Raw genomic sequence first — 15785 nt, 5'->3', positions numbered from 1 at the left:
TGCCGTCCGGCAGCGGAGACACATATGACACAGATACTAGAGGTGCGCGGCGCTCGCCGTGTGTTCAAGACCCCCGAAGGCGGCACGGTGGCCGCATTGGACGGTGTGGATCTTGATGTGGGGCAGAATGAATTTGTGACCCTGCTGGGGCCGTCGGGATGTGGCAAGACCACGCTCTTGCGCTCCATCAGCGGGTTTGAGCAGCTCGACAGCGGGACGCTGATGCTGGACGGCAAGGACATCGGCAGAATGCCCGCCTTTCGGCGTCCGGTGAACACGGTGTTTCAAAGTTATGCGCTGTTTTCCCATATGACCGTCGCGCGCAACGTGGCCTATAGTCTTGAGGTTGCGGGCGCGTCCAAGCAGGAGCAGAAAATCCTCGCGGGTGAAGCGTTGGAGATGGTGGGGCTGTCGGGGACGGGCAGCCGGATGCCGTCGCAACTGTCGGGCGGGCAGCGCCAGCGGGTGGCCTTGGCGCGAGCGATTGTTGCTCGGCCCAAGCTGTTGCTACTGGATGAGCCGCTGTCGGCGCTGGATCGGCGTCTGCGTCAGAAAATGCAGATTGAACTGAAGGCGCTGCAATCGGAACTGGGCATCGCCTTTGTCTTTGTCACCCACGATCAGGAAGAGGCGCTGACCATGTCCGACCGGATCGTGGTGATGCGTGGCGGGCAGATCGAACAATGCGGTGCGCCGCGCGACATCTTTCGCAAGCCTCGCACAAAATTCGTGGCGGAGTTTATTGGCGATACCAACCTGTTTGAAACCACCATCGAGTGCGTCCATGGCGGGCGCATTCTGGCGCTGACCCGCGAAGGAACCAAGATCTGGCTCTCGGAAGAGACCAAACGGGCCAAGGGCGATGCGGCGACGGTGGTCATCCGACCCACGGATCTGCAAGTGCAGGACGCGCACAGCGCCTGCGGGTTTCGGGGCAAAATCACGCGGGTGATCTATCTGGGCACCGACCTGCATTATTATGTCCAGCCTGCGGTGGGCGGGCAGGAATTGCTGGTGGTGTCACGCACCGATGGCAGCCGCCGTGCACCGGGGGATGAGGTCACGCTGACCTATCGGCCAGAGCGCGCCCATGTGGTGGAGGACTGCTGATGGCCACGCCACATACCCGCGAACGCCTGTTTCTATTTGGGTTGCTGACCCCTGTAACCCTGCTTTTGGGCATCTTCTTTTTGCTGCCGCTGGCGGTTATCGTCATCTACTCATGGCTGATGCCGGGCCTTTATGGCGGCGTCGAGTGGGAGTTCTATCACTGGAATTACGGACGTCTCTTTGGCTGGGCGGACGGGGTGATGGAGATCTACGAGCCGATCTATCTGAAGATCCTGCTGCGCTCGCTCAGCCTCGCCATTCTGACGGTGCTGTTGACGCTGGTGCTGTGTTATCCGGTGGCATTCTGGATTTCCCGGCTGTCGCCGCGCTGGCAAGTGGTGTTCCTGTTTCTTATCACCTTGCCGTTTTTCACAAGTCTGGTGGTGCGCCTTTATGCGTGGCTGCTGATCCTAAAGCCCTCGGGCGTGTTGAACAGCACCCTGTTGGGGATGGGTCTTATCAGCGAGCCGCTGGAGATCCTGTTCACCCGGACTGCGGTGGTGATCGGCATGGCCTATGTAATGATCCCGTTCATGTTCATGCCGCTGTTTGCGAGCATCGGAAATCTGGACCGTTCGCTGCTGGAGGCCAGCAGTGATCTGGGTGCTGGGCGGGTGCAGACCTTTTTCAAGGTGATGCTGCCGCAGACCATGCCCGGCGTGATTGGCGGATCGGTCATCGTGTTCATCCCGTCGGTTGGCAATTTCGTGGTGCCTGATGTGCTGGGCGGCGCGAAGGGGCTGATGATCGGTAATCTGGTCGAGCAGCAGTTCCTGTCGGCGCGCAACTGGCCGTTTGGCTCGGCGTTGTCGGTGGTGATCATGGCCGTCGTGCTGGGGGTGATGCTGGTCTATGTGACGCGACTGGCGCGCGAGGGGAGGGCCGCGTCATGAAATACCTGCATCGTTTGCCGCTCTCGGCTATGCTGCTGACGTTTTACAGCCTGTTGTTCTTTGCCTTCATCTATGCGCCGCTGGCGTTGATCGTGACCTATTCGTTCAACGCCAATCCGGTCAACATGATGGTCTGGGACGGGTTTACGCTGGATTGGTACCGGATCATCCTCGGTCTGAAAGATCGCCCGGTCGATATCGTGAACAGCTCCTCCGCCTATCTCGATTCTACCGATCAGTTGCTGGAGGCACTGCGCAACAGTCTGATCATCGCCACCTCGACCACCACGATCTCGACGGTGATTGGCACCAGCGCGGCGATTGCGCTGGCGCGGTTCCGGTTTCGGATGCGCGGGTTTTATCGCGGGCTGATGATGATGCCGATGACGATGCCGGACATCGTGCTTGGGATCGGGTTGCTGATCTTTTTTGTCAGCGCGGGCGCAAAGCTCGGGCTCACCACGATCATCATTGGCCACTGCACGTTTCTGACCTCTTATGTCTTTATCATCGTGCAGGCGCGGATGGCGGGGCTTGATCCGGCACTTGAGGAGGCCTCGGCCGATCTGGGTGCAAATGAGTGGCTGACCTTTCGCAAGGTGCTGTTGCCACAGTTGATGCCGGGGATCGCGGGGGGCGCCATGCTCGCCTTCATCATCTCGATGGATGATCTGGTCATCACCTATTTCATCTCGGGCACCGATAGCACCACCTTGCCGGTCTTCATCTTCTCGATGGTGCGGCGTGGGGTGAAGCCTGAGATCAACGCCATCGCAACCCTCATCATACTGGTTTCGATCATTATTGCGGCAGTCGGCCTATGGCTGCGCGCCCGTAGGAAAGACTAATGCAAGACAAGACTTCTGATAAACCACGCGCCCGTGATCTGGGGCTGCCGTTGCCGGGCACGCCGGGGGTTTTTAACGCGATCACCGATGTGCCGGGGGTTGCTGTCGGGTTCAGGACGCTGACCGATCCTGTGCGGCGGATGCGCACCGGCGTGACGGCGATTGTGCCCCGGCAGGACGCGGATGACCCGCAACCGGTCTGGGCCGGGCAGTATGCACTCAATGGGAATGGCGAGATGACCGGGACCCATTGGATCAATGATGCGGGGTATTTCCTCGGGCCGATCTGCATCACCAACACCCACGGCGTGGGCATGGTGCACCATGGCGCGACGCGCTGGATGATCGACCGCTACCCCACCCATTTCAGGCAGGGGCACGCCTGGGCCATGCCGGTGGTGGCCGAGACTTATGATGGCGTGTTGAACGACATCAACGCGCTGCATGTCAGCGCTGCTGATGCGATCAAGGCGCTGGAAACCGCGCGGTTTGGCCCCGTTGCCGAAGGCTCTGTCGGGGGTGGCAATGGGATGATTTGCTACGAATATAAGGGCGGTACCGGCACGTCCTCGCGGCTGGTTCAGATTGGCGACAAGACCTACACCGTGGCAGCGCTTGTGCAGGCAAACCACGGGCTGCGTCCTTGGCTTAACATCTGCGGCGAGCCGGTAGGGCAGGCGTGGGACGAGAACCGGCTGCTGGATGCGGAAACCGGCTCGATCATCGTGATCCTTGCAACCGATGCGCCGCTTGGCCCTCTCGCGCTGCGGCATCTGGCCAAACGCGCGGCGATCGGGATTGGCCGGGGTGGCACGCCGGGGGGGAATAACTCGGGCGATATCTTCCTTGCGTTCTCTGTCGCCAATCCGCAGCCGATGCCGCAATCTGCGGGCCCCGAGACCACGAGGGTGGAACTCAACGGGGAATACATCGACCCGCTCTATCTGGCGGCGGTGGAGGCGGTGGAGGAATCCGTCCTGAACGCCATGGTGGCGGGGGAGGATGTCCCGACCGTAAAGCCTCCGAACAAGACGTGCAGCGCGCTCCCTGTGGAGCGGTTGCGCGCGCATTTCTCCCCGGGGCAGGACGCAGCGCAATAGAGTTGCGATATATACAGGCAAGAGAAAAGGCGGCGCATTCCCTGCGCCGCCTTTTTTGTGTATCAATGACTTACTGCGGATCAGGCGTCGCGCTCCATGATCCATTCGACCTCTGGCGCGGCAACAAAGCGCCATTTGCGCAAGGGGCCTGCCATGACGTTGAGGTAATACATCTCAAACCCGTAAGGCGCGCCGCAGGGGTGGTGGCCGCGCGGCACCAGGACCACATCGCCATCCGCGACCGCCATGGTCTCATCCAGCTGCCCGTCATCGGTATAGACGCGCTGGATGCCAAAGCCGCTCGCCGGGTTCAGGCGGTGATAATAGGTCTCTTCCAGATAGGTGATCCGGGGGAAATCATCCTCGTCGTGGCGGTGGCTGGGGAAGGACGACCAGTGGCCGGCGGGGGTGAAGACCTCGGTGACCAGCAGGCTGTCGCAATAGTCCTCGTTCTCCATCGCGATATTGTTGATGTAGCGGGTGTTGGTGCCCTTGCCGCGCTCGGTCAGGGTAATGCCCTCGGGGCCGATCCGGCGTGCCGCATGGCCGCCCTTGCCCGGTGCGGAGCAGACCGCGATGGTGCAATCGGTGGTGGCCTCGGCGCTCCAGTCGCTGCCATTGGGCAGATAAAGACAATGGGGTGGGGTTTTCTCAAAGACAGACATGCGCGCGCCCAGCTCGCCCCAGTCTTGCCCCGCGCCGGTCAGGTTGGCTTTGCCTTCCACCATCACGAGGATCACCTCGCGGTCGCCGGTGACGTCAGCCACCCTGTCGCCCGCGCGCAGGTGGTGCAGGGCAAAGCCCACGTAGCGCCAGCCTGCGCTTTCCGGGGTGATGCGATGCACCTCGCCATGGGTGCCAAAGGGTTTTCGCAGCAGATCGCTCATGGGTCTTGCCTCCTGTTGTTAGGGCGCGGGGATTAACCCGCAACCTCTAGCCCATAACGCGCGCAGAGGTCGCGAATGGTCTGATAGCCCAGTTTTGAGGCCGCATAGGGCGCGACCTTGGCGGGGTCTTGTTCGGCCTCGACCACGATCCAGCCCTGATAGTTCATCTTGGCTAGACGTTCGGTCACGGCTGCAAAATCGATGGACCCTTCTGCATCCCCCGGCACGGTAAAGGCCCCGGCGATGACCGCATCCAGAAAGGACCAGCTCTCAGTGCGGGCCTGCGCGGCGATATTGGCGCGCAGATCCTTGTAGTGGACGTGGTGGATGCGATCGCCCCATTTGTCGAGCGTGCCCAGCAGATCGCCGCCGCCAAAGACCAGATGCCCGGTGTCATAGAGCAAGGTCACCTCGGGGCTGCTGGCCTCCATCAGCCAGTCGATATCCTCCTGATCCTCGATGAAGGCCCCCATATGGTGGTGATAGGCCAGAGGCAGGCCCTTGTCGGTCATCCATTTGGCCAGCTCAGAGAGTTTTGCGCCATAGGCGCGGACCTCGTCCCGCGCAAGCTTGGGGCGGTTGTTCACCGGAGTCGTGCGGTCGCCCTGCACGGTGTTGGAGCATTCCGCATAGACCAGACAGGGCGCGCCCAAAGCGGCGAATTGTGCGACCTGCTCTGCAATGGCGGCTTTTTCGGTCTCGACGTCATTGACCAACAGGTTGCCCGAGCACCAGCCTCCACAGAGCGAAATGTCGTATTTGTTCAGGTACTTGCGCAGCCCTTCGGTGTCCTGGGGCATGCGGCGGCCACGTTCGACCCCGGTATAGCCGATCTCGCGCGCTTCGCTCAGGGCCTGTTCCATCGTGTAGGCGGCGGTGAGGTCGGGCAGGTCGTCGTTCTGCCATGCGATGGGGGAGATGCCGATCTTGACGCTCATGGGCGGTGTCTTTCGTTGTGGGCGCATGTCCGCGCCTGATCCAAAATTTGGGGCCTTTCCGACGCGCGGGAGGACGCACCCCGGAAAGGCAGGCCACGGGCGTCAGTTGAGCGCGCGGGCCTTGATCTGTTTTTCATATTCGGCGCGTTTGGCGCGCACCTCGGCCCTTTCCGACACTTCGGGCACCGCCACATCCCACCAATGGCCGCCATCGGGCGTCGAGGGGTAGGGATCGGTGTCGATCACCACCACAAACGGCCCTTTGGCGGATTTGGCGCGGCTCAGGGCCTCTTCTAGTTCCGCAATGCTGCTGACATGTACGGCGGCCGCCCCCATGGATGCGGCATGGGCGGCAAAGTCGATGTTGGACGGTGTCACGTGATGGGAGTGGTCGAGGAGGTTGTTGAACTCTGCCCCGCCGGTACCCATTTGCAGCCGGTTGATGCAGCCGTAGCCCCGGTTGTCGGTGATCACCACGGTCATGTCGATGCCCAGCATCGCCGCCGTCGCCAGTTCCGAGTTGGCCATCATATAGCTGCCGTCACCGATCATGCAGACCACATCGCGCTCTGGCTGGGCCATCTTGATGCCCATGGCGCCGGCGATCTCGTAGCCCATGCAGGAATAGCCGTATTCCATGTGATAGGCCCCGGGGCGCGGGGCTTTCCAGAGTTTGTGCAGCTCGCCCGGCATGGTGCCCGCGGCGCACATCACCACCGTGTCGGGACCGGAGGCCCGTTGCACCGCGCCGATCACCTGCTGGTCGGTCGGCAGTTGGATGTCCTCGCGCGGGGCGGCGGTGAGCGGGTCAACCGCGCTGAACCACGCGTCCTTGAGTGCGGCGGAGGGGGCGGCGAATTGCAGATCGCCAAGCGCCGCGCCCAGCAGCTCCAGCCCGACGCGGGCATCGCAACAGAGCGGCTCTGCGCCATGTTTCATTGCGTCATAGGCGGCAACATTGAGGGAGACGAGCGTGCGATCCGGGTTCTGGAACAGGTTCCACGAGCCGGTGGTGAAATCCTGAAACCTTGTGCCAACACCCAGAACCAGATCGGCCCCGGCGCAGACCTCATTGGCAGAGCCCGCGCCTGTCACGCCGACGGGGCCGAGGTTCAGCGGGTGATCCCACGCGAGGGCGGATTTGCCCGCCTGGCTTTCGACAACCGGGATTTGATGCGCCTCGGCAAAGCACTGCAGCGCGGCGCAAGCGCCCGCGTAATGCACGCCACCCCCGGCCACGATCACCGGAGATTTTGCCGCTTTCAGCAGGTCGGCGACCCGCGCCAGCTCGCCCTCATCCGGGCGGGGACGGCGGGTTTGCCAAATGCGCGGCGCAAAGAAGGCCTCGGGCCAGTCATAGGCTTCGGCCTGCACGTCCTGACAGAAGGACAGGCAGACCGGGCCGCAGTCTGCCGGATCGGTCATAGTGCGAAAGGCGCGCGGCAGGGCGGTCAGCAGCTGTTCGGGGCGCATGATGCGGTCGAAATAGCGCGTGACCGGTTTGAAACAGTCATTGGCGCTGGTGGTGCCATCGCCGAAATCCTCGATCTGCTGCAACACCGGGTCGGGGCCTCGGTTGGCAAAGACATCGCCGGGGATCAGCAGCAGCGGCAGCCGGTTCACATGCGCCAGCGCCGCCGCCGTCACCATATTGGTGGCACCGGGTCCGATGGAGGAGGTGACTGCCATCGCCCGTTTGCGCCCGGACTGCTTGGCATAGGCAATCGCGGCATGGGCCATGGTCTGCTCATTGTGGCCGCGATAGGTGCGGAATTCGTCGCGCGCGCCATGCAGCGCCTCGCCCAGACCGGCCACATTGCCATGGCCAAAGATCGCCCAGATCCCGGCGAGGAAGGGTTCGCCCTCCTCGTTCAGTTGTGCGGCGATATATTTCACCATCGCCTGCGCTGCGGTTAGCCGGATCGTGCTCATTGTGCCGCCTCCATGGTGCGTGCGCGTGCCTGCGCCCAGACATCGCAAAGCCGGGCGTAATTTTCTGTCATGCGCGCCACGGCGCTGTCGTCGTCAATGCGGCCTGCAAACCAGTCGCGGGCCACATCGCCAAAGATCGTCCGCCCGACAGCAAACCCTTTGACCAGCGGGAAGCGTACGGCAAGCGCGAAGCTCTCGCGCAGCTCGTCCTCCGGGGCGTCCAGACCCAGCACCACGATACCTCGGGTGCGTTTGTCGTTGCGTTCGATCGCATCGCAGCTTGCGGCCCATGCGGCCTCGGAGCGGAAGGGTTCGAGCTTCCACCAATCGGGGTAGATGCCCGCATCGTATACGCGTTGGATGACATCTGGCGTGGTCTTATCATCAAAGGGGCCGACCTTGGAGGGAATGACCTCCAGCAGGAATTCAAGCCCGTTGCGGCGGCAGGACTGGAACACGCGGGTGATGGTGGCGATCTGGTCGGCCCACATCGCGTCGTCATCGTCGGGATGCGGGAAGCACAGGCATTTGACCACATGTTCGCCGGGCCATTCCTTCAGCCCGCCTGCATCCTCGCCCACCTGCGGTTCCAGCCGCAAGGGGCGCGAGCCGGGCCATTCCACCGGGCGGCCGATCCACAGACCCTGACCCGCTGCGGCATAAAGCGCGCGCGCGCCAAGGCGGCCATCGCAGAGGATGCCGTGACCGGGGCGGCCTGCGGCCTGTGCAACGGCGGCCCTGAGGCAGAGCTCCTTGAACGCGCCGATGCGCTCGGGCGTGGCGCCGTCCATCTCTTCCATCTGCATGCGGTGATCAAAGGCAAAGACCCGCAGATCGTCCCAGTCACGCTTGCGGGTGGTGGACCAGTGGATCTGCTCCAGTGCGGTGTCGTTGCGCAGGGCTTTCTCCACCACGCCGCGCTGGAGGAAGAATTGCAGCTCTTCCCAGCTGGGATAAGCGGGGGTGCAGCCATGACGGCTGACGGCAAAGGCCCCGCAGGCATTGGCGTATTTGAGCGAGGTGGGCCAGTCTTCGCCGTCGAGCCAACCCTTCAGAAGACCGGACATGAAGCCATCGCCCGCACCGAGCACATTAAAGACCTCGATAGGAAAGCCGGGGCCGCTTTGGCCGTCGTCCAGCCTGTCCGGGATCGCGCCGGTGAAGGCCACCGCGCCTTCGGCACCGCGTTTGCACACCAACGTCGCACCCGAGACCGCGCGCACGGCGCGAAGTGCTGCGACGGTGTCGGTGGTGCCGCCTGCGATGTGGAATTCCTCTTCAGTGCCGACGATCAGGTCAAACAGATGCAGGGTGGATTGCAGCTTTTCCGTCACCGCATCCGAGGCAATAAAGCGGTTTTCGCCGTCCCCGTGACCGGACAGCCCCCAGAGGTTGGGGCGGAAATCAATGTCCAGCGCGGTCTGCGCGCCGTGTTTGCGCGCGAAGTCCAGCGCTTTCAGCACCGCCGCCTCAGTCTGCGGGTTCGACAGATGGGTGCCGGTGGCGACCACGGCGCGGGCGCGGGCAATGAAGCCTTCGTCCACGTCCTGCGCGCTCAGCGCCATATCGGCGCAATTCTCGCGGTAGAAAATCAGCGGGAACTGGTCCTCATCCCGAATGCCGAGCAGCACCAGCGCGGTCAACCGCTCCGGGTCGGTGAGGACGCCGGTGACGTCGACGCCCTCCTTCACCAGTTCCTCACGCAGGAAACGGCCCATATGCTCGTCGCCGACCTTGGTCAGCAGCGCCGAACGCAAGCCCAGACGCGCGGTGCCCGTTGCCATATTGGTGGGGGAGCCGCCGACGTATTTCTCGAAACTGCGCATGTCCTCCAGACGGCCACCGACCTGCGCGCCGTAAAGGTCAACGGACGACCGCCCGATGGTGATGAGGTCCAGATCCTTGGTCATTACACAGTGCCCCCGAGCGAGCCTTCGAGCTGGGCCATTTCCTGACCACCCGCCATGAGATCCTGCAGCTCTTCCGGTGTAATCTGGCCGCGCTGTGCGGTGCCCAGCGTCTTGCCGCGATTGAGGACGGTGAACCGGTCGCCCACGGCCAGCGCGTGGCGCACGTTGTGACTGATGAACACCACGCCGACGCCTTGCTTGCGCACCCGGTCAATGGTCGCCAGCACATTCGAGGTCTGCCGCACGCCAAGGGCCGAAGTGGGTTCGTCCAGGATCAGCACCCGCGCGCCGAAATAGACCGCGCGCGCAATCGCCACCGTCTGGCGTTCGCCGCCCGAGAGCGTGCCGACCGCCTGATCGGGGCCGCGCAGGTTGATGCCCATCTTGCGCATCTCCTCCACGGTGGTCTGATTCATCATCTCAATGTCCATGCGGCGGAAGGGTTTGGAGCCCTTCAGTGGCTCTCGCCCCATGAAGAAATTGCGCGTCACACTCATCAGCGGGATCATGGCAAGATCCTGAAATACCGTGGCAATTCCGGCTTCCATCGCATCGCGGGGGCTGTCGAAATTCATCGGTTGCCCGTCGATGGTGATGGTGCCCTTGGTAGGTTTGTGCACGCCCGACATGGTCTTGATAAAGGTGGATTTGCCCGCGCCATTGTCACCAAGCAGACAGTGGCATTCGCCCGGTTTCACATCAAAGCTGACACCGGCAAGCGCGATGATATTGCCGAAGTGCTTTTCGATGTTCTGCATCTCGATGATCGGCTTGGCCGCGTCCTGCGGGCTGCCGTGGTGAAAGGTCGTGTCTTCGGTCATCTGCTGGGTCATCTCAGCGTTCCCCCGTCACGCGCTTGCGGATGTAGTTGTTGAACAGAACCGCGATCAACAGCATGCCGCCAAGGAAGATCTGGAACCAGTCCTGATCGAAGTCCGTATAAGTGAGGCCGATGGTGACCATGCCAAAGATGATCGCGCCAAAGAATGCGCCGATGGCGGATCCGTAGCCGCCGGTCAGCAGGCAGCCGCCGATCACTGCGGCGATGATGGCCTCGAACTCTTTCATGAAGCCGCGGCGCGCGTCGGTCGAGCCTGCATCCATCACGGTGATGATCGCAACCAGCGCGCCACAGAGCGCCGTCACCATAAAGAGCGAGATCTTCACCTTGCGCACCGGCACACCGGAGTTGGAGGCCGCGTTGCGATCGCCGCCCGAGGCAAAGATCCAGTTGCCCTGCGGGGTGCGCAGCAACACATAGGTCGCCACCAGCGCCAGCGCGATGAACCAGAGGATTTCCACCGGGATGCCGGGCACTTTGGGCGTGCCGTTCTTGAAGGTGTCGATCAGGCCGATCTGGGCAAGCCAGGCAAAGATCGGGCCGAATGCGTCGCCAGAGAACATGGGCGCAAGCCAGTCGCCCTCAACCGCATCGCGCACGCCGCGCAGCTGGGTGGAGCCGCCAGACGCCAGTTTCAGCCCCACCAGCGACGCGCCGCGCAGGATGAACAGGAAGGCGAGTGTGACGATAAAGGACGGCAGGCCGGTTTTTAGTACGATCACGCCATTGACCGCGCCAAGCCCGGCCGCCACCGCCAATGTCAGCGGGATCGCGAGGATCAGGGGCAGACCAAGGGTCACGACGCAGGCGCCAAAGATCAGACCCGCAAAAGCCACCATGGAGCCGATGGAGAGGTCAAATTCACCGCCGATCATAAGCATCGCCGCGCCGATGGCGAGGATGCCGAGCTGCGCCGCAGGGGTCATGAAGTTCATGATGCCCGAGAGCGTGAACATGGTGCCGTCGGCAGTAATCAAAAAGAATGTGGTGACAAGAATGACACCGGCGATGGCCCCAAGCTCCGGGCGCTTCATCAGCCGCGCGCCAAAGCCTTCTTGTTTCAGGCGTTCGTCGGTGACGGTTTGGGCCGTGTCGGCCATGGCGTGATCCTCCCTTGGGGACAAAGAAGGGCCGTGGCGCGGCGTTTGCACCACGGCCCCAAATGCGATTTATCGTTTTAAATGCGTGACTTAGCGGATGCCTTCAGCACTCAGCTCGACCACCTGGGCAGCTTTGTCCTGAGTGATCAGGTTGGGGCCGGAGGGCACGTTGCCGCCGGGGATCAGGCCGTAGTTGGCATTGAGCGCCAAGAACGAGACCGGCAGATAGCCTTGTAGGAATTGCTGCTGGTCGATGGCAAAGGCCGCGTCGCCCTTGGAGACGCTCTCAAGGAAGCTTGCCGATAGGTCAAAGGTCGCCACATTCACCTCGCCGGTGCGGCCAACGGCGGCGACGGCGCGTACGGAGGGCTCACCCACCAAGGAAGCCCCAAGGCCCATGACCGTGTCGATGTCAGGGTTGGATTCCAGCGCTGCTTTGACCTTGGCTTCGACTTCGGCCGGGTCGTTCTGGGTCGGGATCACCTCGACAGAGCCGCCGAACCCGTCAGAAAAGCCCTGACAGCGCAGGTCGAGCGCCACGTTGCCGACTTCTTGGTTGACGCAGATGCCGACCGTGCCGCCCATGGAGGCGAGCTTTTCACCGGCGGCCTTGCCTGCGGTATATTCGTCCTGGCCTACGTGCAGCAGCGCGCCGAGATCCTTGGAGACGTCAGAGCCGGAGTTCATGGAGATGACAGGAATACCAGCCTCGACCGCGCGGCGGATCGAGGGCGACAGCGCGTCGGCATCGGGGATGGAGACCACCAGCCCGTCGGGTTCCTGATTGACGGCGGCGTCGATCAGCTGGCTCATCTGCACCATGTCAAAGGTCTCGGGCGAGCGGAAATCGACATTCGCGCCTGTGTCCTTGGCGGCCTTTTCCACGCCGTTTTTCACCACGGACCAGAATGGGTCGTTGGCCTGCCCATGGGCGACCACGATGATGTCCTGCGCCATGGCGGGGGCTGCGACGGCCATCCCGGCGACAACAGCTGCGGTTTTCAAGAAATTTTTCAATTTGTCCTCCCTTAGACAAAGCCCGGTGTCCCGGATTGTAGGCGCCTCGGCTCGCTGAAGGCTGAGGTGCTCCTGATGACCGGCCTCCCACCGGTCAGCGCGAAACGGTGTCGAATCGTGCTATGGAACATTTATTCCGTTTTGGCGCGAGCCTGTCAAGATTCGCGTCGTTGCGAGCCGACCAGCACCGAAAGGGCGGTGGTGAGCGTGATGGAGGCGTTGAGTGCGCGAAAGCCTGCGACCTCATGTTCGTGCACGACGAGCACCTCGCGGGCGAATTCAAACAGCGGGCATTTTTCGGAATCGCTCAACCCGTAGACCGGAACGCCACGCTCGGCGGCCTCTCTGGCCTGCTGGATCACGTCCTCGGAGAACGGCGCGAATGTCACCGCAAACAGCGCATCATCGGGTGTCATCAGGGGAGGGCTGTCAAGGTGGCCAACATCGGTATGCAACAAGGCAGGCACATCCATCTTGCCAAGGAGATAGGACATATTGCTGACCACGGCAAAGGCGCGGCGCATACCCAATAGATGCAGAATGCGCGCCTGTGCCAAGCCACTTGCGACGCTGTTAAGCCCCTCATTTGCAACAGAATTACCCAAAGATAGCAGCGACTTATGGCCCGCCTCGGCAAATTCACCCAACAGCTGACCGCTGCCCTGCGCTACGTCGGGGCGCACCTGAGCAAGGCGCTGTTCATAGTCGGGGCGAAAAGAGGTGTACTGCACCCGAAACAACCCCTGCATTTCGGAATAGCCGCTAAAGCCAATGGCCTGACAGAACCGGATATAGACCGAAGGTGCAACGCCCGATGCCTTGGCCATATCTGAGACCGTAGAGAACGCCACAAGATGCAGGTGACGACGGGTGAAGGATGCACATTGCTTCAGCCGCTTGGGCAGCTCATCCTGCATCTGGTCCAGCCGCTCGATGGTCTGGGTGATATTGGTGGGGGGTGTGGCGATACCCTCGTTCTCACTCATTCAACGTCCTCTCTCTTGACAGGGTCACTGTAATCGCTCATCACCAAAAATGGAATGAAAATTCCATATGGGAGGTTTTTGTGACTCTGGGTCTTGGTTTGATCGGAACCGGCTTCATGGGCAAGGCGCATGCGCTGGCCTATGGCTCTGCCGCGGCGGTATTTGGGGATCTGGCGCCGGTGCGTCTGGCGCAATTGTGCGACACGCCCGCACAGAAGGCGCGCGATCTGGCGGCTCAGCTCGGGTTTGCCGCAGCCACCGACGATTGGCGCGCCCTGATCGCCAGTCCGGAGGTCGATATTGTCTCCATCACCACACCCAATGCGTTGCATAAGGAGATGGCGCTGGCGGCGATTGCAGCCGGGAAACATGTGCATTGCGAAAAACCACTGGCGCTGACGCTGGAGGATGCGCAGGAGATGGAAGCTGCGGCGCGTGCCGCCGGGGTGCGCACCAAAGTGGGGTATAATTACATTCACAATCCCGCCGTCACCCATGCCCGCGCGTTGATTGCCGAAGGGGTGATCGGAAAGCCCGTGCATTTTCGCGGCTGGGTGGATGAGGATTATCAGGCCGACCCGGACCTGCCGTGGACCTGGCGCGCCACCCGCGCGGATGCGGGGCTTGGTACGCTGGGCGATCTGGGCTGTCATCTGGTGTCGATGTCGCATGTGCTGATGGGCGAGATCGAGAGCCTGATTGCCGATACGCAGATCATTCATGAAACCCGCCCCCTGCCCGATGGAAGCGGCCGCGCGGCGGTGGAGAACGAGGACACCGCCTCGGCCATCATTCGTTATCGCAACGGGGCGCAGGGCACGCTGTGCACCTCGCGCTCGGCCTGGGGGCGCAAGAACAAGCTCGACTGGGAGGTGCATGGCACCAAGGGTATGATGACCTTCAGTCAGGAGCGGCTGAATGAATTGCAGCTTTATGTAAATGAAGGCCCCCGCGCACAGCAGGGGTTCCGCACCATTCTGACGGGGCCGGAGCATGCACCCTATGGGGCGTTCTGCCCGGCACCGGGGCATCAGCTGGGCTTTGGCGATCTGAAAACCATCGAGGTCGCGGGGTTCCTGCGCGCCATTGCGGCGGGCGAGGAGAGCTTTCCCAACTTCACCGACGCGCTGGAGTTTGAGCGCGTCATCCACGCTATCGACACTTCGGCCCGTGAGGGCCGCCGCGTCACCCTGTGACGCCAGCACAAAAGGAATACGCCTATGAAAGTCGCATTGTTTGGCGCGGGCCGCATCGGCAAGGTCCATGCCGCCTCGATCAAGATGGATCCGCGCTCAGAGCTGGTTGCGGTGACAGACGTCATGACCGAGGCCGCCGAGGCGCTCGCACAGGAGCATGGCATCGCGGTGCGCACACCGGAAGAGATCTTTGCCGATACAAGCATTGACGCGATCCTGATTGCCTCCTCGACCAACACGCATTCCGACCTGATCGAGGCGGGCGTGAAGGCGGGCAAAGCGATCTTTTGCGAAAAGCCCATTGATCTGTCGCTGGAGCGCGCGCTTCAGGTCCGCCAGATTGCCGCCAGCCATGACAAGCCGATGATGATGGGCTTCAACCGCCGCTTTGACCCGAACTTTGCCGCCGTCAAGGCGGCGCTAGACGCGGGCGAGGTCGGCAAGGGCGAGATGTTGGCGGTGACCTCCTATGACCCCGCGCCGCCGCCGGTGAGCTATATCAAGGTCTCTGGCGGTCTGTACCGGGACATGATGATCCATGATTTCGATATGTGTTCGTTCCTGTTTGGGATGCCGGTGAGCGTGATGGCGCATGGGTCGTGCCTTGTCGATCCGGAGATCGGCGCGGCGGGCGATGTCGACACCGCCGTGGTGGTGCTGACCTATGCGGACGGGCGCATCGCCACCATCCGCAACTCGCGCCGCGCGCCCTATGGCTATGACCAGCGGGTGGAGGTTCTGGGCTCTGAGGGTACGCTGGCCGCCGAGAATGAGATTGAAAACACCGTGGTGAAATCGACCACCGCCGGGGTGCAGTCGGCCAAGCCCGTCTATTTCTTCCTTGAACGCTACATGCGCGCCTATGCGATCGAGTGGTCGGCCTTTGTCGATGCGGTGGTTGCGGGCACGCCGGTGCCTGCATCGATACAGGACGGCGTCAACGCGCTGGCGCTGGCTGAGGCGGCGAACCGTTCGTTGGCCGAGGGGCGTCCCGTGGCGATCACCTCCGATCTGATCGGGGGCTGAT

The 15785-nt window shown here is 62.4% G+C and carries 14 protein-coding genes; 6 read left to right on the top strand and 8 right to left on the bottom strand.

Annotated features, from left to right (window positions below; all coding sequences use genetic code 11):
• The first annotated feature begins 24 nt into the window (after positions 1–24).
• The 4 genes from QNI81_RS12320 to QNI81_RS12305 are packed head-to-tail and all read left to right on the top strand — an operon-like array spanning position 25 to position 3951.
• Positions 25–1110 (top strand): ABC transporter ATP-binding protein, encoded by a 1086-nt coding sequence (locus QNI81_RS12320; protein WP_283966672.1) that lies wholly within the window; start codon positions 25–27, stop codon positions 1108–1110.
• On the top strand, positions 1110–2003 hold the full coding sequence (locus QNI81_RS12315) for an ABC transporter permease (RefSeq protein ID WP_283966671.1): 894 nt from the start codon (positions 1110–1112) through the stop codon (positions 2001–2003). The genes QNI81_RS12320 and QNI81_RS12315 overlap by 1 nt, the downstream gene beginning before the upstream one ends.
• Complete coding sequence (locus QNI81_RS12310; RefSeq protein ID WP_283966670.1) at positions 2000–2851, top strand: ABC transporter permease; 852 nt, start codon at positions 2000–2002, stop codon at positions 2849–2851. Before QNI81_RS12315 ends, QNI81_RS12310 begins: the two co-directional genes overlap by 4 nt.
• A complete protein-coding gene (locus QNI81_RS12305) occupies positions 2851–3951 on the top strand; it encodes a DmpA family aminopeptidase (RefSeq protein ID WP_283966669.1) in 1101 nt (366 codons plus the stop codon). Before QNI81_RS12310 ends, QNI81_RS12305 begins: the two co-directional genes overlap by 1 nt.
• A gap of 80 nt (positions 3952–4031) precedes the next feature.
• On the opposite strand, the gene iolB is transcribed toward QNI81_RS12305, so the two are convergent.
• From iolB to QNI81_RS12265, 8 genes are all read right to left on the bottom strand, one after another.
• Positions 4032–4838 carry a 5-deoxy-glucuronate isomerase gene (iolB, locus tag QNI81_RS12300; protein WP_283966668.1) on the bottom strand — a complete coding sequence of 269 codons (807 nt, stop codon included), beginning with the start codon at positions 4836–4838 and terminating at the stop codon, positions 4032–4034.
• A 32-nt stretch (positions 4839–4870) separates the two neighbouring features.
• Positions 4871–5776 (bottom strand): myo-inosose-2 dehydratase, encoded by a 906-nt coding sequence (iolE, locus tag QNI81_RS12295; RefSeq protein ID WP_283966667.1) that lies wholly within the window; start codon positions 5774–5776, stop codon positions 4871–4873.
• A 102-nt stretch (positions 5777–5878) separates the two neighbouring features.
• Positions 5879–7708 carry a 3D-(3,5/4)-trihydroxycyclohexane-1,2-dione acylhydrolase (decyclizing) gene (gene iolD, locus QNI81_RS12290; protein WP_283966666.1) on the bottom strand — a complete coding sequence of 610 codons (1830 nt, stop codon included), beginning with the start codon at positions 7706–7708 and terminating at the stop codon, positions 5879–5881.
• The gene (locus QNI81_RS12285) at positions 7705–9618 is read right to left on the bottom strand and encodes a bifunctional 5-dehydro-2-deoxygluconokinase/5-dehydro-2-deoxyphosphogluconate aldolase (protein WP_283966665.1); all 1914 of its coding nucleotides are present in this window, start codon (positions 9616–9618) and stop codon (positions 7705–7707) included. The genes iolD and QNI81_RS12285 overlap by 4 nt, the downstream gene beginning before the upstream one ends.
• Positions 9618–10439: an ATP-binding cassette domain-containing protein gene (locus tag QNI81_RS12280; RefSeq protein ID WP_283967887.1), complete on the bottom strand. Its 822-nt coding sequence runs from the start codon at positions 10437–10439 to the stop codon at positions 9618–9620. The genes QNI81_RS12285 and QNI81_RS12280 overlap by 1 nt, the downstream gene beginning before the upstream one ends.
• Positions 10440–10452: 13 nt before the next feature.
• On the bottom strand, positions 10453–11559 hold the full coding sequence (locus QNI81_RS12275; RefSeq protein ID WP_168595204.1) for an ABC transporter permease: 1107 nt from the start codon (positions 11557–11559) through the stop codon (positions 10453–10455).
• Between the two features lie 90 nt (positions 11560–11649).
• Positions 11650–12576 carry a sugar ABC transporter substrate-binding protein gene (locus QNI81_RS12270; protein WP_009177489.1) on the bottom strand — a complete coding sequence of 309 codons (927 nt, stop codon included), beginning with the start codon at positions 12574–12576 and terminating at the stop codon, positions 11650–11652.
• Positions 12577–12731: 155 nt separating this feature from the next.
• A complete protein-coding gene (locus QNI81_RS12265; protein WP_283966664.1) occupies positions 12732–13562 on the bottom strand; it encodes a MurR/RpiR family transcriptional regulator in 831 nt (276 codons plus the stop codon).
• 80 nt (positions 13563–13642) lie between these two features.
• Here QNI81_RS12265 and QNI81_RS12260 point away from each other — a divergent pair, with 80 nt between their 5' ends.
• A complete protein-coding gene (locus QNI81_RS12260; RefSeq protein WP_283966663.1) occupies positions 13643–14758 on the top strand; it encodes a Gfo/Idh/MocA family protein in 1116 nt (371 codons plus the stop codon).
• A gap of 24 nt (positions 14759–14782) precedes the next feature.
• Positions 14783–15784, top strand: coding sequence for an inositol 2-dehydrogenase (gene iolG / locus QNI81_RS12255; protein ID WP_283966662.1), 1002 nt, complete (start codon positions 14783–14785; stop codon positions 15782–15784).
• Position 15785: the final 1 nt, after the last annotated feature.

Origin of the sequence: Tritonibacter sp. AK171, assembly GCF_030127025.1 — a bacterium.
In the GTDB taxonomy this organism is placed as follows: Bacteria; Pseudomonadota; Alphaproteobacteria; order Rhodobacterales; family Rhodobacteraceae; genus Epibacterium; species Epibacterium mobile.
This window is presented reverse-complemented; position numbering and strand designations above follow the sequence as displayed.